General features: G+C 69.9%; 23 protein-coding genes. 15 read left to right on the forward strand and 8 right to left on the reverse strand.

All coding sequences use genetic code 11. The annotated features are described in order from the left end of the window. Positions 1–70 precede the first annotated feature (70 nt). Positions 71–3,673, reverse strand: a complete 3,603-nt coding sequence (locus O7615_RS03495; protein ID WP_278175748.1) for an AAA family ATPase — start codon at positions 3,671–3,673, stop codon at positions 71–73. A gap of 234 nt (positions 3,674–3,907) precedes the next feature. Here O7615_RS03495 and O7615_RS03500 point away from each other — a divergent pair, with 234 nt between their 5' ends. Genes O7615_RS03500 through O7615_RS03510 form a run of 3 tightly spaced genes read left to right on the forward strand, consistent with a single transcriptional unit; the run spans position 3,908 to position 5,250 of the window. Next, positions 3,908–4,570 (forward strand): hypothetical protein, encoded by a 663-nt coding sequence (locus O7615_RS03500; RefSeq protein WP_278175749.1) that lies wholly within the window; start codon positions 3,908–3,910, stop codon positions 4,568–4,570. A gap of 18 nt (positions 4,571–4,588) precedes the next feature. After that, complete coding sequence (locus O7615_RS03505) at positions 4,589–4,849, forward strand: hypothetical protein (protein ID WP_278175750.1); 261 nt, start codon at positions 4,589–4,591, stop codon at positions 4,847–4,849. Further along, positions 4,846–5,250 carry a hypothetical protein gene (locus tag O7615_RS03510; RefSeq protein ID WP_278175751.1) on the forward strand — a complete coding sequence of 135 codons (405 nt, stop codon included), beginning with the start codon at positions 4,846–4,848 and terminating at the stop codon, positions 5,248–5,250. The genes O7615_RS03505 and O7615_RS03510 overlap by 4 nt, the downstream gene beginning before the upstream one ends. Before the next feature lie 125 nt (positions 5,251–5,375). Here the strand turns inward: O7615_RS03510 and O7615_RS03515 are convergent, their stop codons facing one another. From O7615_RS03515 to O7615_RS03535, 5 genes are all read right to left on the reverse strand, one after another. Continuing rightward, on the reverse strand, positions 5,376–6,974 hold the full coding sequence (locus tag O7615_RS03515; RefSeq protein WP_278175752.1) for a DHA2 family efflux MFS transporter permease subunit: 1,599 nt from the start codon (positions 6,972–6,974) through the stop codon (positions 5,376–5,378). Positions 6,975–7,197: 223 nt separating this feature from the next. After that, positions 7,198–7,803, reverse strand: a complete 606-nt coding sequence (locus O7615_RS03520; RefSeq protein ID WP_278175753.1) for a DUF6879 family protein — start codon at positions 7,801–7,803, stop codon at positions 7,198–7,200. 117 nt (positions 7,804–7,920) lie between these two features. Further along, on the reverse strand, positions 7,921–8,172 hold the full coding sequence (locus O7615_RS03525; protein ID WP_278175754.1) for a hypothetical protein: 252 nt from the start codon (positions 8,170–8,172) through the stop codon (positions 7,921–7,923). Continuing rightward, positions 8,169–8,432 carry a DivIVA domain-containing protein gene (locus tag O7615_RS03530; protein WP_278175755.1) on the reverse strand — a complete coding sequence of 88 codons (264 nt, stop codon included), beginning with the start codon at positions 8,430–8,432 and terminating at the stop codon, positions 8,169–8,171. Before O7615_RS03530 ends, O7615_RS03525 begins: the two co-directional genes overlap by 4 nt. Next, complete coding sequence (locus tag O7615_RS03535; RefSeq protein WP_278175756.1) at positions 8,429–8,683, reverse strand: hypothetical protein; 255 nt, start codon at positions 8,681–8,683, stop codon at positions 8,429–8,431. The genes O7615_RS03530 and O7615_RS03535 overlap by 4 nt, the downstream gene beginning before the upstream one ends. A 224-nt stretch (positions 8,684–8,907) precedes the next feature. Here O7615_RS03535 and O7615_RS03540 point away from each other — a divergent pair, with 224 nt between their 5' ends. The 5 genes from O7615_RS03540 to O7615_RS03560 all read left to right on the forward strand — a co-directional run bounded on the left by O7615_RS03540 (position 8,908) and on the right by O7615_RS03560 (position 12,270). Next, positions 8,908–9,723: a DUF5919 domain-containing protein gene (locus O7615_RS03540; protein ID WP_278175757.1), complete on the forward strand. Its 816-nt coding sequence runs from the start codon at positions 8,908–8,910 to the stop codon at positions 9,721–9,723. After that, complete coding sequence (locus tag O7615_RS03545; protein ID WP_278175758.1) at positions 9,720–10,526, forward strand: inositol monophosphatase family protein; 807 nt, start codon at positions 9,720–9,722, stop codon at positions 10,524–10,526. Before O7615_RS03540 ends, O7615_RS03545 begins: the two co-directional genes overlap by 4 nt. Beyond that, positions 10,523–11,128, forward strand: coding sequence for a GNAT family N-acetyltransferase (locus O7615_RS03550; RefSeq protein ID WP_278175759.1), 606 nt, complete (start codon positions 10,523–10,525; stop codon positions 11,126–11,128). The genes O7615_RS03545 and O7615_RS03550 overlap by 4 nt, the downstream gene beginning before the upstream one ends. 41 nt (positions 11,129–11,169) lie before the next feature. Further along, positions 11,170–11,682 carry a flavoprotein gene (locus O7615_RS03555; protein ID WP_278175760.1) on the forward strand — a complete coding sequence of 171 codons (513 nt, stop codon included), beginning with the start codon at positions 11,170–11,172 and terminating at the stop codon, positions 11,680–11,682. A gap of 318 nt (positions 11,683–12,000) precedes the next feature. Next, positions 12,001–12,270: a flavoprotein gene (locus O7615_RS03560; RefSeq protein WP_278175761.1), complete on the forward strand. Its 270-nt coding sequence runs from the start codon at positions 12,001–12,003 to the stop codon at positions 12,268–12,270. Between the two features lie 51 nt (positions 12,271–12,321). Here O7615_RS03560 and O7615_RS03565 read toward each other — a convergent pair whose 3' ends face one another. Beyond that, entirely contained in the window at positions 12,322–12,705 is a 384-nt protein-coding gene (locus tag O7615_RS03565; RefSeq protein WP_278175762.1) for a VOC family protein, read from the reverse strand. A gap of 759 nt (positions 12,706–13,464) precedes the next feature. Here O7615_RS03565 and O7615_RS03570 point away from each other — a divergent pair. The 7 genes from O7615_RS03570 to O7615_RS03600 are packed head-to-tail and all read left to right on the forward strand — an operon-like array spanning position 13,465 to position 21,100. Continuing rightward, on the forward strand, positions 13,465–14,640 hold the full coding sequence (locus O7615_RS03570) for an aminotransferase class I/II-fold pyridoxal phosphate-dependent enzyme (RefSeq protein ID WP_278175763.1): 1,176 nt from the start codon (positions 13,465–13,467) through the stop codon (positions 14,638–14,640). Continuing rightward, positions 14,637–15,623, forward strand: coding sequence for a UbiA prenyltransferase family protein (locus tag O7615_RS03575; protein ID WP_278175764.1), 987 nt, complete (start codon positions 14,637–14,639; stop codon positions 15,621–15,623). Before O7615_RS03570 ends, O7615_RS03575 begins: the two co-directional genes overlap by 4 nt. 1 nt (position 15,624) lies before the next feature. Further along, on the forward strand, positions 15,625–16,674 hold the full coding sequence (locus tag O7615_RS03580) for an AIR synthase related protein (protein WP_278175765.1): 1,050 nt from the start codon (positions 15,625–15,627) through the stop codon (positions 16,672–16,674). Continuing rightward, positions 16,674–17,669: an NAD-dependent epimerase/dehydratase family protein gene (locus tag O7615_RS03585; protein WP_278175766.1), complete on the forward strand. Its 996-nt coding sequence runs from the start codon at positions 16,674–16,676 to the stop codon at positions 17,667–17,669. Before O7615_RS03580 ends, O7615_RS03585 begins: the two co-directional genes overlap by 1 nt. Continuing rightward, positions 17,656–18,576, forward strand: coding sequence for a diacylglycerol kinase family protein (locus tag O7615_RS03590; RefSeq protein WP_278175767.1), 921 nt, complete (start codon positions 17,656–17,658; stop codon positions 18,574–18,576). The genes O7615_RS03585 and O7615_RS03590 overlap by 14 nt, the downstream gene beginning before the upstream one ends. A gap of 20 nt (positions 18,577–18,596) precedes the next feature. Further along, positions 18,597–19,913: a glycosyltransferase gene (locus O7615_RS03595; RefSeq protein ID WP_278175768.1), complete on the forward strand. Its 1,317-nt coding sequence runs from the start codon at positions 18,597–18,599 to the stop codon at positions 19,911–19,913. After that, positions 19,910–21,100, forward strand: coding sequence for an acyltransferase (locus O7615_RS03600; protein WP_278175769.1), 1,191 nt, complete (start codon positions 19,910–19,912; stop codon positions 21,098–21,100). The genes O7615_RS03595 and O7615_RS03600 overlap by 4 nt, the downstream gene beginning before the upstream one ends. 62 nt (positions 21,101–21,162) lie before the next feature. Here O7615_RS03600 and O7615_RS03605 read toward each other — a convergent pair whose 3' ends face one another. Continuing rightward, the gene (locus O7615_RS03605; RefSeq protein WP_278175770.1) at positions 21,163–22,503 is read right to left on the reverse strand and encodes a cytochrome P450; all 1,341 of its coding nucleotides are present in this window, start codon (positions 22,501–22,503) and stop codon (positions 21,163–21,165) included. Between the last annotated feature and the right edge of the window lie 91 nt (positions 22,504–22,594).

The following is a 22,594-nucleotide window of genomic DNA, read 5'->3' on the forward strand; positions in this document are numbered from 1 at the left end:
GTCTCGCGGCGGCCGAGGTGCACGCCGACAGTGGGGTTCGTCCTTGTCTCTCCGCTACGCACGCCGGCAGTTAGAGGAGCCAGGGGTGGGGGTTCTGGGGGAGGTAGCGGCAGGAGACGCCGGTCGAGACGGTGTCGCGCAGGTGGGCGGCGAGCGGCGGATGTCGCTCGTCCAGGCGGCGCAACGTGTCGCGGATGCGTGCCGTGACCGTCTTGCGGGCCCGCTCCGCCTCGTCGCCGAGCCGCCGGGTGCGCCCGGCCAGCCCGGCAGCCGTGCGCAACTGGTCGATCAGCGCCTGCCGCTCGGCGTCCAGCGCGGCCATCTTCACCTGGTCGCCGCGCCCGGCCGCCCGGTCGATCTCGTCGTCGAGCTGCTCCAGACGACGCCGGTAGCGGCTCTTCGCCTCGTCGTCGAGCACCTGGTCACCGCCCATCCGGCGGGCAGCGACGAGTTCCGGCCCCGCGGCCGGGTCGAGCAGCTCGACCGCGGGCACGTCGATACCCGGGCGGCCGAGCAGCAGGCGCAGGTCGTGCAGCCCCTTGGCGTCGGGCAGATGGGTGGTGGTGCCGTCGTACGTGAGCCGCCAGACCGCTCCATCGCGGCGGAACTCGTACACCCGGCCCGACCCATCGCCGTCGCCGGCCGACCCTGCCCGCACTGATCCTGCCCGCACTGACCCGGCCAGCATGGACTCCGCCGGCGCCGACCCGGCCGGCGTCGGCCCTCCCGGAACCCCGTCCGCTCTCCCGCCACCCGGCACCGCACCGCCGGACATCGCACCATCCGATGCCCCGTCACCGGGCACCGCACCACCCGACGCACCACCGCCGGGCGTCGCCGCACCGCCACCCGACGTACCGCCGCCGGGCGCCGACGCACCGCCACCGCTCGTCGCGTCGGCTAGTCGGGTGAGCAGTTGCGGCATGCCGAGGTCGCGGGCCTCCGGCTCGGCGGCGGCACGCAGGGCGGCGGCGCTCGCCGCGTCGCCCGGGCCACCCCGGCCGGTCAGGGCATCGGCGAGCGCCACCCGGGCGATCAGCGACCAGGGGCGGGCGCCCATCCGGTCGGCGTTGGCGCGGGCGGCGGAAAAACCGGCGACCGCGTCGTCCCACCGCTGTTCGGCGGCGTCGATCACGGCCAACCAGTGGTCGACCGGGCCGCTGACGTCGCAGCCGAACAGCGACACCAGCCACTGGCCACGGTACGGCCGCAGGGCCTGCCGGGCCTCGGCGCAGCGACTCGGGTCGGCGACGGTGGCCTGGGCGCGCAGCCGCAGCCACAGCGGGGAGATCGAGCCGCCGCGCCCGGTCCCGCTGGCTTCGAGTCGTGCGGTGATGCGGGCCGCGCTCCGGTGGTCGCCGCGCTCGGCGGCGGTGATCGCCCGGAGCAGTTCCAGGTGCGGGTAGTCACCGCCGGCGAGCCCGTCGAGCAGGGCGTCGATCTCGTCGAAGCGGCCCCGCAGCAGCAGCAACGACCAGCGCAGGTGGTGGCCGAGGAAGGCGTGGTCGGCGTGCTCCCATTCGGCGAGGTCGCCCAGCTCGGCGTAGCTGGCCTCGGCGCCGGCGAAGTCGCCCCGGAAGGCGCTGGTGATACCGCCGTCGATGGCGGTGGCCATCCGGTGCCGGGGCCTCTCGGTCTGCCGGCCCTCGGTCACGAAGGCGGTGAGTTCGTCCAGGTAGCGGGGATCACCGAGCTCCAGCAGGGCCACCCAGCGCAGGGAGGTGGACCAGAGTTCGGTCTCCCGGTCGCCGGTGCGGCGGGCGAGGTCGCGGATCTCCCTGGTCAGGGCGGCTCGGTCGGCGGCGGTGCCCAACCCCCAGATGGCGTCGTGGCGGGCCCAGAGGGCGAAGGTCAGCGCCTCGTCGTCGTCAATCCGTCGGGCCAGTGCCTCGGTGGCGGCGATCAGGCCGGCTTCGAGGGTGCTGACCGGGGCGATGTCGTCGGGCTCACCGATGAGCCGCCGGTACGCCTCCCGCACCAGCGCGTCCGTGTCGACGGCCAGCGCCGCGTTGATCTGACAGTGGCGGTGCACGCGGAGGGCGAACCGGGCCAGCAGCGCCGGATCGTCGATCGTCAGGGCCAGCGCGGCGGTGTCGGCGAGCAGTCGCCGCGCTTCCTCACCGTCACCGCCGTGGGACAGCCGGTCGGCCAGATCCATCATGATCTTCACCCGTTGGGTATCGTCCCGCACCACCGCCAGCGCCCGGCGCAGGTGCACGGTGGACTCCTCCAGCGCCAGCCGGCAGCTGGCGTCCCGGGCGGCGGTGACCAGCAGCTCGGTGGAACGGGCCGCGTCGAGGTGCGCGCCGGCGAGCCAGGCGTGGCGGGCCAGGTCGGCCGGGATCAGCAACCGGTCCAGCGCGACGTGCTCGTCGACGGCACGGACCACGGCGGCATGCCGGGCCTTGCGGTCGTCGTCGGCCAGACCGTCGTAGAGCGTCTCGCGGACCAGATCGTGGGCGAAGGAGTACCGACCGCCGCCCACGGCGAGCAGCAGTCGCGCGGTGACCGCGACGTCGAGCAGTTCACCGACCCGCGCCGGCGGCAGACCGGCGCTGGCCGCGAGAACCTCGCCGTGGAACTCCCCGCCCAGCACGGCGGCCACGGTGAGCGCGTCCACCACCACGGCGGGCAGGTGATCCAGCCGGCGCCGCACCACCTCCCGTACGCCGGGCGGGATGGCGGTCAGCGTGCCGTCGGCGTGCCACAGCCGGGCGGTCTGCTCGACGAAGAACGGGTTGCCGCCGGTGCGCCGGTGCACGTCGTCGACGCAGTCGGGGTCGGGCATCCGGCCGGCGGTACGGGTCATCAGCGCGCCAACCTCGTCGCGGGCCAGGCCGGTGAGGCTGATCGTGGTGGCCTTGGCCACCAGCGACATCAGCAACGGGCGCAGCGGATGGTCACCGGCCTCCACCTCCGCGTCCCGGTACGTGCCGACGAGCAGCAGGCGCTCGAACCAGGTGTGCTGTGCCGCGAACTGGAGCAGCCGCACCGACGCCGCGTCGGCCCAGTGCAGGTCGTCGAGGATCACCATGACCGGCCGGTGCTGGGAGACGGTGACCAGGGCGGTGGTGACCGCGTCGTAGAGGGCGAACGCCTCCTGCTCCGCGGCGTCACCCTCGCCGTGCAGGACAGCCGAGGTAAACATGCCATCGCCGGCCGGAGTCAACCCACCGGCGCCGGCCACCATCAGCCTCCCGCCGCCGGCCGGCGTGGGCGTTTCGCCGCCGGGCACCGCAGCGGGCCCCAGGACTCCCGGGCCCGCCGGGATGGGCGGGCCGCCGCCGGGCGCCGCGGCGGACCTCAGGATTCCCGGGCCGGAGGTTGCCCCGGAAGGGTACGTGTCACCGAGCAGCAGGGCGAGCGCCGGCTCGGCGGACTCCCGGGCCACCGCCCAGTCGCCGGACGACCGTCGCAGCCCGCGCAGCACCTGGGTCCAGGGCCAGTAGCCGGGCGCGCTCGCCGAGTCCCAACAGGCGGCGCCGAGCACCAGCGCGCCCTGCCGGCGGGCCTCGTCGGCGGCGTCGGTCACCAGGGTTGTCTTGCCGATGCCGGGCTCGCCGGCCACCAGGACGAGGCCGCCGTGGCTGCCCGCGGCCCGGTCCACCTCGGCGCGCAGCAGGCCGGCGGGGTGGTCCCGCCCGATCATGACTCCGCCGGACCGCGCCTTCATGGCAACCGACGGTAGCCGACGCCACCGACACGGCGAGGGCCCCGGCCTCGTGGATGGGCCCCGGCTCGTGGCTCGGCGGGGCGCTGACCAGCGGCGACGGAATGCAGGATGAATGGACTCACGCCGTCGTCTATCACCGGGATTCATGTCGGCGTCCCGATAGAACGGCGATTCAGATGATCTGTTGCCGTCTATAGCGTGGAGTGTGCGCAGGCCGTCAGAGAAAGGCGGACCATGAAATCCCTATCTGCTTCGTTGTCCCGGCGCGGGCTGCTCGCCGGCACCGCGGTCGCCTCGGCCGCCGCCGTCACCGCAACCGTCGCCACCTCACCCGCCGTCGCGGCCAGCCCGGTCCGCGCGGCACCACCGGCGGTCACCCGCGACGGGATCGCCACCGCACGACTGGCCGCCCCGGCGGCCCTCCAACCCGACCTGCACGAGCGGCTGGGCGCCTGGCTGGCCTTCTGGTCGGCGAACTCGCCGCGTGGTTGGAGCGTCCCCACCGAGGTGGCCGGCGAAGCCGACCCCGCCGGGGACGCGTTCACCCTGCACGCCGTCTGGGTCGTGGTGGACGATCGGCCGTTCGACGCCTTCGTCGCCGGTCGGGCCGACCTCGCCCACCTGGGCACCCTGGCCAGCCTGCACCACCACTTCGGGCAGGTCACCGCCGACGCCGGTGGTGGGCTGCGGGTGGTCGACAGTGAGCCCGGGTTCACCGGTACGCCCGAGCAGGTGGCCTTCGCGGTCGCGGCCTGCCGCCAGCTGTGGGGCGTGCGTACCGCCGGTGTCGCGACGTGGCGGCACCAGGTCGGCTCCCTCGACGCGGCCTCCCGCTCCGGCTGGGCGGCCTTCACCAGGGCGGCCCTGCGGCGCGGGCTGCGGACCGACACGTACTGACGAACCGGAGGAAACAGCATGGCACGCCACGAGTTCCGCTTCGTGGTCGACGGCGTCGACCTCACACCCGACCAGCAGAGTCAGATCGCCGGTGAGATCCAGAAGGCCGGCCTGGCCGCGCTCTCGGTCGCCGGCACCAAGCTCACCAACCCGCTCGCCCTCGGCCACGCCAACCTGCGGCTGCGGCCCGAGTGGTACGGCCTGTGGGTGATCGACGGTCCGTTCGCCCAGGACCTCGGCCAGAAGATCAATGACATCGGCTTCTGGTTGCAGAAGTGACCCCAACGTCAGACCGGCCGGTCCCGCCGGAGCGGATGTGCCCGAGTACGCCCGCGGACAACGCCACGGTCTTCCTCGGCATGATCACTCCGGCGGGTCGGGTCGCCTATGTCACCCCGGCGATGCCCGCCGAGGTGGCCGTCACCGCGGCGGCGGAGGCCGACGCCCCGGTGGAGGCGAGGTACCGCCTCGCCGGTCCCTGCGTCACCAGCCGGTGCGGCTTCTGGACCGGCGAGCACTGCGGGCTGGGCGAACGCCTCGCCGCCTCGTACGCGGAGATCGCCGGTGAACCGGAGGCGGACCTGCCGCGCTGCGCCATCCGGCGGACCTGCCGCTGGTTCGCCGAGCAGGGTTCCGCCGCCTGCGCCGCCTGCGCCCACGTGGTCACCGACGCCCGCTGACCGCCCACTCCCCCGCCCCCCACGACATGCCGCAACTCGGGCCATCTCGCGAGCGCGAACGCCCGACATGCCGCACGTCGCTGCCGGAGCCAGTCCGCCGGCGGACCGATCCGCCGGCGGAGGGCTCAGTGCACGACGACGGGGGTGCTGGGTTGGTCGCCGGGCTGGTCGTCGAGCAGGTGTGACCGCTCCCGCCGCCTGGGCAGGAACGCGGCCGGGATGAACGTCGCCGCCACCAGCGCGAAGGCCACCCAGAAGGTCGTGGCGAAGGAGTTGGCGGCGAAGTCGAGACCACGCTCGATGATCGAGGGGTCGGGAAGCTGCTGCGCCAGTTCCGGCCGCTGCTGGGCGGCGATCGCCAGGCCGGCCTCGGTGACCGGCTCGCCGTTCGGGCCGGCCAGGCCGGGGATCGGCCGGGAGCCGTTCAGCTCGTTGGTGAGGATCACCGACATCACGGCGGCACCAACGGAACCACCGATCTGCTGGAGGATGTTCACCAGCGTGGAGCCTCGGGCCACCTCGTGCCCGGTCAGCGTCTTCAGCGCCGACGTCATGATCGGCATCATCGTGCCGCCCATGCCCAGGCCCATGACGAACAGCGAGCCGCAGAGCAGCACGTACGAGGTGTCCGCGTCGAGTTGGGTGAAGGTGAAGAACCCGGCGACGATGAGCGCCAGCGCGAACGGCACCGTCCGGCCTACCGGCACCTTGTCGGCGAGCATGCCGGCGATCGGCATGGTGACCATGGCGCCGATGCCCTGCGGCGCCATCAGCAGGCCGGCGTGCAGCGTCGACTCACCGCGCACCTGCAGGAAGTAGCTCGGGAACAGCAGCCCGGCGCCCATGAACGCGATGATGAAGACGAACAGGGTCACCGCCGCGATGGTCAGCCGGCGGTTGCGGAACAGCCGCAGGTCGAGCAGCGGGTGCTGCGGCTTGAAGCTGTAGATGACGAACGACACCACCAGCGCGGCGCCGATCAGCATCGGCACCCACACCTTGGCGTCGGCAAACGTGCCGGCCTCGGGCAGCGTGGAGACGCCGTAGAGGAAGAGGGCGAGGCCCGGCGAGAGCATCAGCATGCCGAGGAAGTCGAACGACTCGGATGGCTGGGGGTTGTCCTTCGGCAGGGCCCACTGCGCGTAGGCCAGCGCGAGAACGCCGATCGGCAGGTTGATCAGGAAGATCCAGTGCCAGCTCGCCACGTCGATCAGCCAGCCGCCGAGGATCGGGCCGCCGATCGGGCCGAGCAGCATCGGGATGCCGAGGACGGCCATCAACCGGCCGATCCGGTTCGGCCCGGCCGCCCGGGTCATGATCGCCATGCCGATCGGCATGAGCATGCCGCCGCCGAGGCCCTGCAGGACCCGGTACGTGATCAACTCACCGATCGTGTCGGCGGTGGCGCAGAGGCCGGAGCCGATGGTGAACAGCGCCAGGGCCATCATGTAGAGGCGTTTGGTGCCGAACCGGTCGGCGGCCCACCCGCTGAGCGGGATGACCGTGGCCAGCGCGAGCGTGTAACCGGTCATCGTCCACGCGACCCGGGCGTACGACGCGTCGAACTCGCTCTGGAACGTCGGCAGCGCGACGCTGACCACCGTCACGTCGAGGATCGACATGATCGCACCGAGCACGACGACGCCGGCCACCTTGAGCACCGCGGCGTCGAGCTTGTCCGAGGTCGGGACAGGCTGCGGTGCCGCGACGGATTGCTGTGTCACGAAGTCTCCTGAAGTCGGATCGACCGAACGGACGAGCGGTGGTGGCGGCGTCGACCTGCCAGGGTCGGCACGACGTGCGGAAGAGGCAGGCCCGCAGGGCAGACTAGCCGCCGGCACCGACAAACCGCCGCCGGTTTAGCGGCTGGCAGACCGCTCTGTGAGCACCGCCACGCCGCGCCGGCGCCGAGCACGCCGACAAGGGGACAGACGGGTCAGCTGAGCCCTACTGCTGGGGTTGCAGACCGGCGACCTCGTGCCGGAAGAAGGAGTCGAAGGACTCGGCCTCGGTGAGCAGCGACTCGATCTGCACCCGGCAGGCCCGGACCACGCCCGGCTCGACCACCTTCCGGGCGCCCACCGGCGTGCCCGACGGGTCGTACATCACCTCGTAGAGGACCCGGTCGCCGAGCACCATCAGCTCCGGGATCCGGCCATGCTTGCCCTCGAAGCCGGCCAGCCGGTCCGCGCCGAGTATCCGGATCCGTTCGCCGGCGGCCGCGCGGTGGCGCAGGGTGTGCAGTTCCCAGATCAGATACGGCGACAACGGCCGCTCCACGATCCGCAGCCGGCGCAACCCGGAGCCGGCCCGATCGAGCGCCTCGAAGAACCGGACGGTCTCCGGATCCGGCTCCGCCGCGAGTCCCATCGCCTCGTCCCAGCGCCCCTGCGCGAAGGCCTCCCAGGCGGGGTTGCCGGGCTCACGCAACGTCTGCAAGCGCTGCGTCCGCAGGATCGGACCGTCGACCGAGCCCACGGCCTCGGCGAAGTCCTCGTCGTAGCCGGCGAGACTCAACCGCTCCCCGGCCGCAGACCTGAGCACGTCACGCATCCGACTCCACCACGCTCCCTCACGGTGACGGATCGAACACTCACAATATGACAGCGTCTCCCGACACGCCCGCCAAGGGAATCGCGCCAGCGCGTGTCGGGCATGCCGGGGAGGCTACTACTCTTCGGTGGCCGCGCACGGCCCGTCGTGGTCGTCGCGACGCCGGCAGCGGCCAGCGCCGCCGATCTTGAGATCACACCACACTCGGGTACGCACCAACTGGTGGTCCTCCTCGCTGAGCGTTGCCTCGCCGAAGTCGATGCTCGGGATGTGCCCGAGCGAGTCGCGCAGCGCCTCGGCGAGCCTGGTCGCCTCGTCGCGGCTGGTCAGCGTCGTGGCGAGGTGGATGATCCAGCGGGGTGCGATCATCGCGGCCGCCGGGTGTTCGGTGAGCCATGTGGCGCATGCCGACAGCCGGTGTGCCGGGACTGCCACTGCCGCAACGCCTGCCGGATGCGTTCCGTCTCGGTGTTCGCCGTCGTCAGCTCCCGGTGCAGCCGTTCGAGTTCGTCGGCCACCCGGTCGAGGTAGTCGCGCACCTGGTCCGCGTCGAGGCCACGCCAGCGACTGTCGAAGACAGCGGTGCGAAGGTGATGCGGATGCAACCGCTCCCCGGGCACGTAGATCATGACTGCGGCACCCCCCGCTCGGCGATCAGCGCCTGGACCTGCCGGTCGGAAAGACCCCGCCGATCAAGCACCCGCCGACCCCAGCGATGCAGCCGACACGGGTGCGGTGCACGATCGTTGCCGCAGCGCGGACCCTCGGGCCACTGCTCCGCCACGCGTACGGCCAACGCCTTGACGGCGAAGCCGACATCCTCAGCGGTCACGTACGGCGGCATCGGCAGCTCGCCGAGCACCTCGTCGATCGGATCCATGTCCCTCCCTCACCAGGCTTCGGCACCGAGGCGGGCGGGGGACGGCACTCGCCGCTCGGGTCGACGCCACCGGAGCCCAGCACCCGCCCCGGGCCATGCCTCCACCCTGTTCGCGAGGTCACCCAATCGACATGACTACGGACTGCACCTTGGCGGTAACTGCGCTGCACGCTCAGGCGATAGGCTGCACTTCAGCCGATGCCGACGCGACAGAAGGCGGCACGATGACCACGGTGCACCGGTGGACCGGTCGGGAAACGCGAGCGCTACGCCAAGCGCTGCGGATGAGCATTCGAGACTTCTCTGCCCACCTCGGGGTGGCCGAACGGACGGTGTCGAAGTGGGAAGCCGGGCAGGACGCGGTTTGCCCTCGGCCAGAAATGCAAGCGGCGCTCGACACGGTCCTCGACAAGTCCGCCGAGGACGCACGCCATCGGTTCGATGCCGCGCTCGTCGCCACGCGAGGAGGGCCAAGCGACACGTCACTTTCTTCCGCTGCCGATGTGTTGGGTGGCCTGACGGCGGTCTACCAGAGTCGATCCCATCTCACTGCTGCCATGCCTGCTGACCAACTCCTCGACCGTGCGCGAGTTGTGCGGGCAGTCGGCCTGTCCCTCAACATGCTCTGCCAGGATTACGCCGACCGACGTTGGCTGGAACTCCTGGAGCGGGGTGCCCATGCCCGCTGCCTGTTCCTTGACCCCGATGGGGCATCGACTCAGGCCCGAGAGCGGGAGGAAGGGTTTCCACCCGGCCAACTGTCGGCGTTGACCAAGCTGAACATCGAAACCCTGCTCCGGGTCCGCGACCGCCTTCCCATCGCACTACGGGAGCGTCTGGAACTGGCAACGTACAACGAGACTCTGCGCTTTAACATCATCGTGGTAGATGACCTTTGTGTTGCCCAGCCCTATCTAACAGACAGCCGTGGCGTCGACTCCCCTGCGTTCGTGATGTACCGAGGAGAGTCGGGGGCAGGGCTGTATCCGGTTTTTGAGCAGGTCTTCGAGTCGCAGTGGCAGTGGAGGCGGGCACTGTGAGCAGCTACAAAGAGCACCTGCCTATCGCAGTCGAGGCTACGCGGCGGGCGGCGGAAGCGATGCGGCAGCAGTCGCCCGGAGCGCTCGCCTCCAAGGGTGATCGGGACGTCGTCTCGGAGCTGGACTACGCGATCGAGCGGGACCTCCGAGCCTTCCTGAGTACCGAGACTCCCGACATCGGCTTCCATGGTGAAGAGGAAGGACCGAGCGGATCGTCAAGCAAGCGATGGGTTCTCGACCCTATCGACGGCACGTCGAACTACGTGCGCGGCCTGCCGTTGTGCGCGGTGTCGCTGGCGCTCGTGCAGGGAAACGAGGCGGTAGTCGGTGTCATCGAACTGCCGTTTCTCTCCGCTACCTACACCGCCGCGAAGGGATGGGGTGCCCACGCCAACGGGCAGCGGATCACGGTCAGTAACACCACCTGCCTGAGTCAGGCACTGGTGGCTGTCGGGGACTATGCGGTGGGTCCTGACGCGGAGACACGCAACCAGCTGCGGCTCGCCTTGACCGGCCAGCTGGCAGCCGAGGTCCAGCGAATACGAATGACCGGCAGTGCGGCACTGGACCTGGCATGGCTTGCCCACGGCAAACTTGACGCCGCCCTGACCCTATCCAACCATCCGTGGGACATGGCTTCCGGAGTGATCATTGCGCGCGAGGCGGGAGCCGTCGTGATCGACGGCCATGGCGCGCGTCATGACATGACATCCACAACCACCCTCGCCATCACACCCGAACTCACCGACCCCATCCTGGCGGCATATCAGAAGGCCATCACCATTGTTGCGGATGCACGATGACGTGGCGAAGGACGAACTATGCGGCTGGCCACAGCCGCAGCCCGGACCTACAGACCTACGACTCTGACGAGGCCGAGCAGCTCATCGACGACCTCGTGGCGCTCTATCTGGAAGTTCACGCCGACGAGGGTGAGTTCTACGGTGAGGATCGCTACCGCCGCCAGCTCGGCGCACACCGGGAACGAACAGAGTGGCAGCTCGTCACCGCCGTGGTCGACGGCGAGCTGATCGGCTACATCTACGGCTTTCCACTTCCGCCGCAGAGCCGGTGGTGGGAGGGCATCAGGGGTACGGTTCCCGTCGGGTTCACCGACGAGGACGGCCGGCGTACCTTCGCGATCAGCGAGCTGCTGGTGCGGGCCAACTGGCGACGCCAGGGCGTAGCGCGAGCACTTCACGACCGACTACTCGGCAGCCGTGCCGAGGAGCGCGCCACCCTCCTCGTCCGTCCCGACAACGCGATCGCCCGAAGCGCCTACGACTCGTGGGGCTGGGCGCAGCAGGCTCGATTGCGGCCAGGGTGGGAAGACGCACCGGAGTTCATCGTTCTCACCAGAGCCCTACCTCTACCCCCAACCCCCGACCGCGCAAGGGCCTCGTGAGCGCCACACCGCGACTTCCTGAACGAGGCAAGCTGTGCGGTATGACCAGTCAAAGGGTGCTGGCCCTCGTCGTTTGCGCCGCCCCGCCGGCACTGCGCATCGGTGAGCTGATCGACTTTCTACAGGAAGACGGCTGGACCGTTTGCCTTACCGCTACGCCAACCGCCGCGACCTGGATCGACCGGGAGGCACTGGCGAACCAGACCGGTTACCCCGTCCGGGTCGAGTGGCGAAAGCCTGGCGAGCCCGAGCCGCATCCACCGGCCACGGCCGTCGCCGTAGTACCGGCTACCTTCAACGTCATCAACAAGTGGGCCCAGGGGATCAACGACACCCTCGCGCTCGGCATCCTCAACGAGACACTCGGTGCCGGCATCCCCGTCTACGCCTTTCCGAATGTCAAGGCGCAGCTCGCCGCCCACCCCAGCTACGATCGGCACCTGCGACTAATCCAGGAGGCCGGCGTCGCAGTTTCGCCACTCCCCAGCGAATGGGATTGGCATGCTGTCGCCAACCGACTCAACGCTCCGGGCAGCGATGCCGCCAGACCGTAGCCACGCCGACCGCCACCGTCCGGGCATTTGCTGGCGAAACGTCGACCACGCTCGTGCCGCATCGAGCAGCGGCTGGCGAGACGGCGCAGGATCTGAACGTGAGACACCTGGTGGTGTCAGGCGGCTGGACATGCGCAGCTGCCCGTGGGACGACCAACAGTTGGGCTCACCCTGACGCGAGATCTTGGACAGTTTCCGTCCAGCGCTAACGGGAACTGTCCAAGATCTGGACCCGATGCCGTAGCCGGCCCCGGATTGCCCGTTCACGGTTGCATGACGGGGCACTAACAACACTCACTGCCGAACTCATCTCCTCCCGTGCTGAGCATCGGTGAGCTGATCGACTTACTACAGGAAGACGACTGGACCATCTGCCTCACCGCTACGCCGACCGCCGCAAGCTGGATCGACCGTGAGGCACTGGCGAAGCAGACCGGCTACCCCGTACGGGCTGAGTGGCGAAAGCCCGGCGAGCCCGAGCCGCATCCACCGGCCACCGCCGTCGCCGTGGTACCGGCCACCTTCAACGTGATCAACAAGTGGGCTCACGGGATCAACGCTCCGGACAGCGATGCCGCCGCACCGTAGCCAGGCCCGACCGTCGACCAGGCTCGTGCCACATCGCGCAGGGCCGCGCGTCTACTGCCAGGACTGCGAACGAGACGCGAAGGTCTCCGGATCGCCGTGGCACGGAATGACGCACACGAGGTGACCGCCCGGAGCCCGTAAGGTTACGCACTCCAGCCAGCGTCCGACCTCGACGGCGCCGAGGGCGATCAGTCGGCGCGTTTCGGCCTCGACGTCGTCGGTCTCGATGTCGACGTGATATCGAGCCTGGTCATCCACGGCCTGAACCGCCAGAATCAGCTCGGGCAATGCGCCGTGCAGAGAGGTGAACTGCTGCTCATCGGGGACCGCACGTGCCGGCACACCAAGTGCTTCCGACCAGAAGGCGGTGGCCGCGGGTGCCTCACCGCTGGGTACGTCAATGAGGATCGTCGAGAGTCTGCTGCGATGCGCCACGATCAATCATTATCCACATCCAGCTGAACATCCGCCTGCCGCACCGTGACCATCGACTGAGACGAAGCCGACCCACCATTGTGGAGGAAAGCATGGCAAAGTGCCTGCAACAGGTCAGATCGGTCTACGGCGGCGCCGTCGCACGGAACGGCACCATGGCGCGAGCGATTCGCCGACGACTATTTATCGATCTTGTCCGCGCGTTGCCTGCACAAACGGGTACGGGCGCGGCGGCAGGGAGGATCTGACGACCGAAGTGGGGTGGACTTGCGCTGCGGACCCGGCGTAGCATCCTGCCCCATAGAGATCGTCAAACGACTGCCGCTGGTGATCCTCGACAGCGGAACGGGGGAGGTAACGGTCTATGTACTGCCACCGAAACGTCGTTCCCCTGGCGCTGCTATAGCACCGCGCCCCTTCGGGCTTGGGCGTTGGTTTCCGGAGACCATCACAAGCCTATTGGCCTGATGCCGACTGATGTTCGCCAGCCGCTGACCGAACCGCGGACCGCGGTGGCCCGGATCACCTCCTCGCATCCGTAATCGCGACACACACGCCCGAACGCGGCCCGGTCACCACCGCCCAGGGGATGACGTCCACCTCCCTCCGCACAGCGGCTACGCGCCGGCCGGCCTCGCCTCGGCCGCCGGTGCGCCGCCGCCTGGAGCGATGCCGCCGACAACTCGGGCAGCAGGTCCGCTACATGGCCAGATGCACACGGGGCACCAGATGAGAGGGGTTACGCGAACCGTGGTGACAGTGGATATCTTCGGTCGCTGCCGGTCATACACCGAGAGCAGGGAGGCCCGCGCGGCCGGGCTCTACCCGTACTTCACTCCCTTCGAGGGGCAGGACGCGACCGTCGCGCAGACCGCGGACGGCGACATCCTGATGTGCGGCTCGAACAACTACCTCGGACTCACCTCCGACCCGCGCGTCAAAGCGGCGGCGCAGGCGGCGATCGAGGAGTACGGATCCTCACGTACGGGCTCGCGGCTGCTCAACGGCAACACACCGCTGCACGAGAAGCTGGAACACGAGCTGGCCGACTTCCTCGGCATGCCGGCCGCACTGGTGTTTCCGACCGGATACCAGGCAAACGTCGGGGTGATCGCGTCGCTGCTGTCGCGTCACGACGTGGCCATCCTCGACCGCGAGGCGCACGCCTCGGTCTACGACGGCTGCGGCATGAGCCGAGCGAAGATCCGCCGATTCGCCCACAACAACATGGACGACCTGGAGCGGCAACTGGCAGCCAGCCCCTCGGACGCCGGCCGGCTGGTCGTGGTGGACGGGGTGTACTCGATGGCGGGCGATCTGTGCCCGCTGACCGACGTCGTACGGCTGTGCCAGCAGTACGGCGCCCGCCTGCTCGTCGACGACGCGCACGGCATCGGCGTGCTCGCCGAAGGCCGGGGTACCAGCGCACACTTCGGCGTCACCGATCAGGTCGACCTCGTCACGGTCACCTTCAGCAAGTCGCTGGCGTCGATCGGCGGTGCGGTGCTCGGTCCGGAGGATGTCATCGAGTACCTGCGCCACCACGCGCGCAGCCTCATCTTCAGCGCGTCCGCGCCACCGGCGAACCTGGCCGCCGCGTACGCCTCGTTGCGCATCCTGCGGGCGCAGCCGTGGCTGTGCCAGCAGGCGGCGGAGAACGCGTCGTATGTGCGTCGCGAACTCGCCGCCCTGGGTTATGACCCGATCCCCAGCGAAACGCCGATCGTGTCGGTGCTGCTCGACGGCATGCAGCAGACCCTGCGCGCGTGGCGCAGCCTGCTGGACCGCGGCGTGTACGTCAACGCGGTGATCCCCCCGGCGGCTTCGCCCCGGCTGCGCGCAAGCTTCTCCACCACGCATACATCGGAGCAGCTCAAGCGCGTCGTCGCCGCGTTTGCCGAAGTCCGCGACCTGATGCCCCGGGAGGACCGATGACCGTCAGCCAGCTCGAACCCACAGTCACCGTCCGAGATCAGGTGGTGGCCTGGGCGCGGATGTGGCGGCTCCACTTCGTGCCCTTCTCGCTGTCGGCCGGTCTGGTCGGCATGACCGCGCCGCCGGTCGGGGCCAGCGCCGCGAGCATCGTGATCGGGCTGCTGTTCTGCACCCTCGGATACGGCGTCGGCGTGGTCATCAACGACTGGTTCGACCGCAAGGCCGACGCGGTCAACGCGCCGGACCGCCCGTTCGTCACCGGGCTGATAAACCCCCACGTCGGCCTCGGGCTGACGCTCGCGATGTCCACCGCCCTGATGGTGGTGGCCATCGTTGTCGCACCGACGCTGGCGCTGTGGAGTGTCATCGCGATCGGCGGGCATCTGGTCTACTCCTGGACCAAGCGCATTCCCATGCTGGGCAACCTCGTCAACGGCGTCGACATGGCGCTGTTCACGGTGCTCGGGGCCGTGGCCGTCCGACCCGACGCCGGATGGCTCGACATCCCGGCGGTGACCTGGTTCCAGACGGCGCTCGTCGCGGTCGTGTTCAGCGGCTTCTGCCTCGTCGGGTACTTCAAGGACATCGAGGGCGACCGGGTCGCGGGCTACCGCACGCTGCCGGTGGCCATCGGCACCAGGGCCTCCGCCCGGATCGCCGTGGTGTTCCCGGTCGTGGCGGTGGTGGCCGCGGGCGCGGCCGCCGTGGCGGGCTCCGGCCGCACGGGTACCTATGCCGAGATCGCCTTCTGGGGGCTACTCGTCGCGGCCGGGCTCGGGTTCACACAGAGCCTCGTGACGCTCATCCGGGCACCGGAGACCCGGGCGTACGAGGCGCTGGTCTGGTTCATCCGGGCGACCACACTGTTCTTCCTGTCGCTCGGCGCGCTGCACCGACCGACGCTCTTCCTTGTCGCCGCCGTTCCGATGATGGCCTATCTGGAGCTGACGCTGCGCGCGACCCAATCGTCCCGGCAGGCGTGACGTGACCTCTACCGCCTGGAACCGGCTGTCCCTGAACGCGGCCGAGGGCAGCCTGATCACCGCGATACGCGAGTGCATGGTCCGGTCGCCGCGGCAACTCAACAACGCCTTCGAGGCCGACGCCGAGCTACTCGATCTGGGTGCCGCCGGGCTCCTGGCGATGACGATCGACACGTTAAACAACGGAGCCGAACTTGCCACCGTCACCACGCCGTACGCGAAGGGGTGGTTGACCACCACCGTCAGCGTCAGTGACCTCGCCGCGGTGGCCGCCGACCCGGTCGCGGTGCTTGTCTCCTGCTCGCTGCGCCGCGACAAGTGGACCCTCGATGACGCCCGCGAGTTCGGGCGCGGCGCGTCCGACGCCGCCGAACGGTACGGCTGCCACATCGTGGGCGGCGACACCAACTGGGCCGACGAGGAAAGCTTCACCTCGTGCGCCCTCGGCACCGTCCCTCGCGGATCGGTGCTGAGCCGGGTCGGTGCTCGGCCCGGCGACGCGCTGTATGTGACCGGCCCGATCGGCGCCGGCAACGCGGTCGGCTTCCGTGCCCTGGCCCTCGGCGGTACGGGGGAAGGCGAGCCGTGGCTTCCTGAGGCGCGGGTGGCCGCGGGCGATCCACTGCGCCGGTACGCGCGGGCGTGCATCGACACCAGTGACGGGCTGTTGAGCGCGGCGGTCAGCCTCGCCGAGCTGAACGGTCTGGGGACCGAGGTGGTGCTGCGCGATGAGGTGTACGCACCGATCGTTTCCGCCATCGCCGACTCGGCGCAGCTGCCTCGGTGGTGTTCGGCCGCTGCCGAGTGGGGCGAGTTCGAGCTGCTGTACGCGGTCGACCCCGCCGACGCGGAGCAATGCGCCCAGGCGCTGTCGGAACGCGGCCTGCATCCCACCCACGTGGGACAGCTGGTCGCCGGCCCGGAGCTGTTGCTCTTCGACGAGTCGGGCGAACGCCGAGAACTACGGAACCTGCTGCTGCGCATGCGGGCGCTCGACCCGGCCGGGTCGTTGCTGGCCGATCTGCGGGCCCTGCTGGCGGGAGGCACCTGATGGGGTCCGGTGTCGCGCTGGTGACGGGGGTCACCGGCTGTGTCGGCCGCGCGGTCGCCGCCGCGCTGCGGGAACAGGGCTGGTCGGTGCGCGGGCTGGTGCGGGCGCCCACGCCGGAGCACGCGGCGTACGCGACGCACGTCGGTGACCTGACCGATCCGGAGTCGCTACGCGGCTCCTGCGCGGACGTGGAACTCGTGGTGCACGCAGCCGCCGATCTGACCGACTGGCGACCTGGCCGTCGCATCTGGCGAGTGAACCAGGACGGCACCCGCGCAATGCTGGACGAGGCGCGGCGCGGCGGCGTCTCCCGATTCGTCTACCTGAGCACCGTCGACGTCTTCGGTTTTCACGCGGCGAAGGTCATCGACGAGGCGTCGCCACGGCGGGTACCGCGATACCCGTACCCGCAGTCGAAAGCTGCCGGGGAGGAGCTGGCGTGGTCATACCACGGGAACGGTCTGGATGTCACGGTGGTGTACCCCGCCTGGGTGTTCGGCCCCGGCGACCGCAACTTCCTGCCCGAGCTCGTGCGCGGGCTGCGGGACAACAGGCTCGTCCAGTTCGACCGCGGCGCACCCCCGATCGAGGTGACCTACAGCGCCAACCTGGCCGACGCGATCGTGCTGGCCGGCACCACCCCCGGCTGCGCGGGCGGCCGGTTCATCGTGGGCGACTCGTACGGCCTGTCCCTGGGTGAGCTGATCGCCGCGGTGGCCGAGCGGATCGGGGCACGGCCGCCTACCTCGTCGATCCCCTTCGGTGCGGCGCTGGCGGCGGGAGCACTGTCCGAACTGGCCGGGTGGGCCGGCGTCGGCACCAGATCCGGACGGCCGCTGCTCACCCGCTACGCGGTTCGGTCCGTTGCCGGAGGAATGCGGTACGACGTCGGCCGGATCCGGTCGATCGGCTACTCACCCCGGTTCGGGTTCGCGGAGGCACTGAGCCACACCCTGGCGAAACTGGCGATGGAGCAGGCGCATGGCAGCCGATGAGCACGACCCGGTCGTCTGCATCGTCAACCCCGCGTCCGGGGTCCAGCGCGGGCGCACGATCGAGCAGCGGATCGCCGCAGAGCTACCCGAAGCGCAGTGCTGGTCCACCCGCCATCCCGGGCACGGCATCGCCCTCGGGCGGCAGGCAGTCGAGGACGGGTACGGCACGGTGGTGGCCGTCGGCGGCGACGGCACGCTGTCCGAGGTGGCCAACGGGATGCTGGCGGCGGGCGGGGAGAAGGTGCGGCTCGCGTACGTGCCGGCCGGTACCTGCAACGACTTCGCTCGCGGCCGGCAGCCGGTCGCCCACCTCGGTGACCTGCTCGATCGTACCCGCGACCGGGAAACCGACGTCGGCACGGTGACCTTCACCCGCCCCGACGGTACGCCGGGCCACCGGTACTTTCTCGTCAGCGGTACGGTCGGCCTGATCAGTGTGATCGGTCAGCGGTTCACCGAGAAGACACCGGTCAACCGGGTGCTCAAGCGGCTCAACCTGCCACTCGCCCAGACGGCGTCCAGCCTCGGGACACTGGCCCGCTGGCGGCCCGTCGCGGTGCGGTGGGAACTCGACGGCGAACCGTCCCACCAGATCGTCACCAATCTCGCCGTGCTCAAGGTGCCGTACTTCGCCGGTGGGCTGACCTTCGGTCGCACCCAGCCGGCGCAGGCGGGATACCTGGACGCGGTGCGGGTGGCGGGTGTCGGCCGCATCGGCGTGGTCGGGCTGATGTGGCGAGTGTTCCGCGGTGCCGCTGCGGGACACCCGGCAATCCACCGGCAGGAGGTCCGCACCGTGCGCATCGACGCGGACAGCCCGCTGCCGGTGGAGGTGGACGGCGAGATCGTCGGACACACCCCGGCCGAGTTCTCGATACATCCGTCGTGCCTGGCGACGGTGGTATGAACCCAGCGAGGGAGCGACCCATGTCCACTCCGCGTGCGTTTCACATCGGACTCGTGGTTCCCGACTACACCGGTCACCTCAGTCCGATGGCCACGCTCGGCAGGGAACTGGTTCGGCGCGGCCACCGGGTCACCCTGGTTTCCCTGCCGGACGCCGCAACGAAGTCGTTCACGGCCAGGTTCGCCTTCGCGCCGATCGGCGAGCGCGAGTTTCCGGTGGGCTCGCTGGCCCGCTTCTCCGAGGAGCAGGGCCGGCTGAGTGGCCTGGCCGCGATCCGCTTCATCGTCCGCGGGTACGTGCGCGAGGTCGAGGTTCTGCTGCGGGATCTGCCGGTCCTGGTGGCGAAGCACGGCATGGACGCACTGCTGGTGGACCAGGTCTACGGCGCGGGCAACTCCGTCGCGGAACACCTCGACATTCCGGTCGTGAACGTGTGCAACGCGCTGGCGCTGAACACCGAGCCGGGTGTGCCGCCGTTCATGACGGCGTGGCCGTACCATCCGTCGCTGCTCGCGCGGGCCCGCAACATGCTGGGTGACCAGGTGATCGCCTGGGTCATCCGGCCGGTGCTGCAACGGATCAACGAACGTCGCGCCGCGTGGGGCCTGCGGCCGGTCAACGGAGTCAACGACGGATCGGACCTCGCCCAGATCACCCAACAGCCGCCGTTCTTCGACTTCCCGCGTATGCGACTGCCGGACTCGTTCCACTACACCGGCCCGTTCCACGACGAGGACAGCACCGAGCCGGTGCCGTTCCCCTGGGAGAAGCTCGACGACCGCCCGTTGATCTACGCCTCGATGGGTACCCTCCAGAACCGCCTCCCGCGCATATTCGAGGCGATCGCCGAGGCGTGTGCCGGGCGTGACGCGCAACTGGTCGTCTCCCTCGGCAGCACGGACGTCGAGCCGCCGACCGGCCTCGCCGGCAACCCGATCGTGGTCCGGTACGCGCCTCAGCTCGATCTGCTGGCGCGGGCGTCTCTCGTCATCACGCACGCCGGAATCAACACCGCGCTGGAGTCACTCGCCCACGGCGTACCGATCGTCGCACTGCCCGTGGGCAACGACCAGCCGGGCGTGGCCGCCCGGCTCAAGTACCTCGGCGCGGGCGAGTTCATCCCGGTGCACAAGGTGACTCCGGCGCGGCTGCGGGCGGCCATCGACACGGTGCGCGGCGACCCTGCCTACCGGGCGAAGGCGCAGCACTACAAACGCCGAATCGCGGAGTTGGACGGGGTGCGGCGCGCGGCCGACATCGCGGAGGAGGCGTTCCGGACGCGTCAGCCGGTACGCAGACAGGAGTTGTCCGACACCACGGAGGGTGGCCGCCGATGACAGCGCAGGCGGGACGCATGGCCCGGCAGTTGCCGACGCTCAACGGGTTGCGGGGGGTCGCCGCGGTCACGGTCTTCTTCTCCCACACGACGCTGTTCGGCTTCTTCGCCGACCAGCGGATCGACGACTGGTGGTACGCCACCCTCAGCCGTACCGGATCTGCTGCCCTCGGCTTCTTCTTCATCCTCAGCGGTTTCGTCCTGACCTGGTCGGCTGCCGACTACGAGCCGAAACGCCGGTTCTGGCGCCGCCGAGCCGCCCGGATCCTGCCGAACCACCTGGTCGTCTGCGCCGCGGTCATCGTGCTCATGGTCCTGGTCCGCGGTGGCGCGCCGCTGTGGCCGACGCTGGCGAACGTCACGCTGGTGCAGAGCTGGATTCCAAACGAGTTCATCTTCAACGGAATCAATCCACCGAGCTGGTCGCTGAGCTGTGAGATCTTCTTTTACGCGTCGTTCCCGTGGCTGCTCGCCGGGTTTCGGCGGCTCTCCCCTACCTGGCTCTGGTCGATCGCAGCCGGCATCGTCGCCGCGACGCTGGTCGCACCCGTCTTCTCCACCACGTTCCTTCCGGCCGAGCCGACGTACACCTACGCGGACGCAGCATTCCCGCAGTTCTGGTTCGTGCAACAGTTTCCGTTGATCCGGATGCTGGACTTCGTCCTCGGGATCGTCATCGCCCAGCTCGTCATGCGGGGCAAGTGGTTCAGGCTAAGCCTGCCCGCCGCCGCCCTCATCACGGTGGCCTTCTACGGCATCTCCCAGGTCGTGCCGCTGCTCTACTCGGTGGTCGCGGCGATGATCATCCCGCTCTCGTTGCTGGTGGCTGCCGCGGCGCGGGCGGACGTCGAGGGACACCGCTCACCGCTGCGCGGGCGGGTCGCCGGCTGGCTGGGCGACACGTCCTTCGCCTTCTACCTCATTCACATCCTGGTCTTGTACGGCGCCAGCAACGTGTCCCCGGACGGTTTCGGTATCACGGCTGCGCTGGCCGTCATGGTCGGCGCCTACCTGGCCACGCTCGGCCTGGCATGGCTGCTCCACGCCCGCGTGGAACGGCCGATGATGCGCCGGTTCGCCAGCTCCCGACCCCGAGAGCGGGCCGCCGGGCCTGCGCCCGCCGTGCCGCCCGCCATCGAGCCGTTGCCGGTGACGACGGGTGACGGGACGCCAGTCCGCGAGCGTTAGACGACCGCCGGCGGCGAACGGCTGCCCTGGCTGATCCTGTCCGGATCAGCCAGGGCACCAGCTCACCTGAGGTTCAGCGTTGCCCGGACCGCGCCAGCCGGACGCAAGGTGACCCTCGGCACGACATCCAGCCGCTCGCCGCGCGTGTCGACCCGGTAGCGGGCGAGCAACGCGCTCAGCAGTACGGTCATCTCCAGCAGCGCGAAGTGTTCCCCGATGCAGCTGCGCGGCCCACCACCGAAGGGGAAGTACGCGTAGCGCGGCCGCTCCTGCCGGCCGAGGAACCGGTCGGGCTCGAAGCGCTCCGGATCGGGCCAGAACTCCGGATGCCGGTGGGTGACCCAGGGGGTGATCACCACCTTGGTGTTGGCCGGGATCCGGTAGCCGGAGACGACAACGTCGGATTCGGACATCCGCTCCATGCTGTACACCGGCGGGTACAGCCGCATGCCCTCCATGATTGCGGCCCGCACCAACTCGTCGTCGCCCGTGCCGATCTCGGCCGCGACCCGCTCCTGCACCTCGGGATGCCGACCCAGCAGGTGCATGGTGAAGGCCAGCCCGGCCGAGGTCGTCTCGTGTCCGGCGAGCAGGAACACCAGCACCTGATCCCGGATCTCTTCGATGGACAGCGCCTGCCCGGTCTCCGGATCTTCGGCCGCGAACAATCGACCGAGGAGATCCTCGTTCTCCTCGCCGCCCGCCCGGCCCTGGCGGTCGGCGATGATGCGGTCGACGATCTCGTACTGCGTCGCGCGTACCTGCGCGATCCGGCGCGACCGCGGCGTCGGCCAGCGCAGCGGCAACTTGACCACCTGTAGGGCGCGCGCCAGCGCGAGATCACCCAGAATCGGCATGAGCTCCTGCAGACGGGGGACGACCTCGTCGATGTCGTCGCCGAACAGCGCCCGGCCGACCACCCGCATGGTATAGCGCTGCATGACCTGGTACAGATCCACGACGGATCCCGCGGTGACCGCCATGTCGTCGACGACGCGGGCCGCTTCCTCGGCCATCAGCTCGGTGTAGCGGGCCACCCGGCGCGGCGTGAACAGCGGTTGCAGCGTCCGTCGCTGCCGCCGCCACCGGTCTTCCTCGCTGGTCAGCAGGCCCTCGCCGATGAACTCACGAAGGATCTCGTACGCGCTCGCGCGGCGGCTGAAGACCTGCGGCGTGGTAAGGACCTGGTGGATGCCGTCGGGGTGGTGCACGTTCACCACGTCCACGCTCACCGCGCGCGGACCCCAGGGCAGTCCGACGTGGTATGCCACCACGTCGCCGTACTGATGGAAGCCGTCCAGGATCGATCCCAGCAGGTCCTCGCGGAGTGCCGGCAGCATGCCGAGGAGCGGATGCCCGGTCGGACCCGGTACGGCGGCGGCCTTGGAAACCTGTGTCGTCACGGTGATCCCCCGTTCAGCGAATCGACGTACGTCGACCATGTTTCCACACGCCGCGCCACTGCATCAGCCGGTGAACGGTGCGCACGCCCGG

The sequence above is a fragment of the Micromonospora sp. WMMD1082 genome (assembly GCF_029626175.1).
In the GTDB taxonomy this organism is placed as follows: domain Bacteria; phylum Actinomycetota; class Actinomycetes; order Mycobacteriales; family Micromonosporaceae; genus Micromonospora.